The organism is Phycisphaerae bacterium (genome assembly GCA_012729815.1).
Classification (GTDB): Bacteria; Planctomycetota; Phycisphaerae; order JAAYCJ01; family JAAYCJ01; genus JAAYCJ01.
The window spans coordinates 1-1,842 of the sequence record JAAYCJ010000184.1 but is presented as its reverse complement, the minus strand read 5'-3'; the positions used below and the strand labels follow the sequence as shown (position 1 = coordinate 1,842).

The 1,842-nt window shown below is 61.3% G+C and carries 3 protein-coding genes; all 3 read right to left on the bottom strand.

All coding sequences use genetic code 11. The annotated features are described in order from the left end of the window. The coding region (locus GXY33_12545) for a hypothetical protein (GenBank protein ID NLX05960.1) at positions 1–686 on the bottom strand (686 nt) is incomplete at its 3' end. Between the two features lie 169 nt (positions 687–855). Then, positions 856–1,575, bottom strand: a complete 720-nt coding sequence (locus GXY33_12540) for a DUF3800 domain-containing protein (GenBank protein NLX05959.1) — start codon at positions 1,573–1,575, stop codon at positions 856–858. A gap of 11 nt (positions 1,576–1,586) precedes the next feature. Continuing rightward, the coding region (locus GXY33_12535; protein NLX05958.1) for a hypothetical protein at positions 1,587–1,842 on the bottom strand (256 nt) is incomplete at its 5' end.

The following is a 1,842-nucleotide window of genomic DNA, read 5'->3' as shown; positions in this document are numbered from 1 at the left end:
CCGTCCCGGCGGATCCACTGGTCCAGCGAGACCGGCAGCCCGTCCCGCGGGTCGCCCGGCCCGACCTCGTCCTCGGTCAGCTTGTCCACGCCGCCCACCAGGTGGAAGACCGGCAGCGTCTCGGCGAACGACCCGGTCAAAAACTCCTGCGGGTAATGCCCGGCGAACTCCGGCCCCAGATAGCGCGACAGGTCGCTGGCCATGAACTCCCGGCCGTAGCCGTCGTAACTGCTGATCCCATTGGCCAGCCCGAACCCGTCGTGCACCGCTGCGTCGATCGGCGAGGCGCACATCAACACCGTCAACGCGTTGATCGGCTCAGCCAGATTCGCTTCCGCCGACAACTCAGCCGCGATCTCCAGCATCGTCTTCTTGCGGTCCCAGTACAGGTCGATCGGATGGCCGAACTCGCCGCCCGAAAACAACTCCGCCAGCCGCTGCGTCAGCCGCCGCATCGCCGCGTCCCGCGTCGCGTGGGCCAGCTTGCCCGGCCACGCCCACAGGTCGCTCAGCAAAATCGCCCCGCGGCCCCGCGCGGTTCGGCCTGACCGGTTCTCCACCTCGGCCGTTACCTCCGCCAGGGTTATGTCCGTCACCATCCCCGACCCGAACTTCAGCGGCGTACGCAACACCGCCGGCGAGAATTCCACCTCCACCGACCGCGCCCTGATGTCACTGTCCGGCATCTGCGATGCTCCTTTCCTGCTGCCCTGACCTCCGCAGTCGCAGTACACGTGGTCCGATTGCCATTGACATTCGTGTTCTCACAACGTAATATAATGATGCAGGACCGAACCCGTCCTTGGCGGCGGATGTAGGCCCTGCTCAAAGCTCCGACCCAGGTCGGAGCTTTTTTTATGGCCGAATAATCCCTTCCGGGTCACGCCGACTCGCCTCCAGAACCAGGATGGGCGAGAGCAGTTTGAATGCCTGATTCAGGCCGTATTTGTTCTTTGACGGCAACGGGTGTTCTCGTCGCAGAAGCGAGTAGGCGCAAAAGTCTGCCAACTGGATCAAATACGACTGCTCCGACTTCTTGAAAAAAGGATCCTCGATAATGCGTTCGATTGGAATGTTCCGACTCTTCGTTCCCGTCTCGTTCCACACGCCGAATCGGCTCGGGATCGGATTGTAGACGTGCATCTTGCGCGCGAGGCGGGTGTAGCCGGATTCCTTGCCTTCATCGCAGACAAGAATCGCGTGACTGTCCCATACCTGCATGGCCCGGTTGATCCGGTTTAGCAACCGCTCGAACGCTAACTCATCCTGCTTGACATTGAAAACCGCATTGAAGAGACGCACTCCGGGCAGATGAGCAACCATATCCAGTGCCTGCTTGTATATCTGGCAGCGGTCCCACTTGGTTACGATGTGGGGGGAAATACTGCCTCGCCCGGAGACGAATTTCCACGCGTGGAATTCACAGTGGACGTATATGCCGTGCTGGTCCCTTACACGGCGACGGAATTCTCGTATTCTGCCGAATGCGTCCTGCCAAAGATCGCCGGGAATGGCCAACGCGGAGAAGACGCATAGGCCTTCGTCTCGTGAATCATCGACGTAGATCAGATGCATTATCGCGATCCCTACTGCCACTGCTTCGTTGCGTCTGCCGATTGATTATACATCGCCGCGCACAAAGCCGCCACGTCGCCTATGTGCCCGCGAAGCTCGGCAGGCACGATCCGGCAGTTCTGCCACGCCGGGGCCAGCGACTCCCGCTGCACTTCCTCCCGCGCCGGCCCCAGCAGCAACTCGCCAAGCCGCACCGCCAGCGAGCCCAGCACGATGCACTCGGGGTTCAGAATGTCGATCAAGATCGCCAGCCCCTTGCCCAGGTAT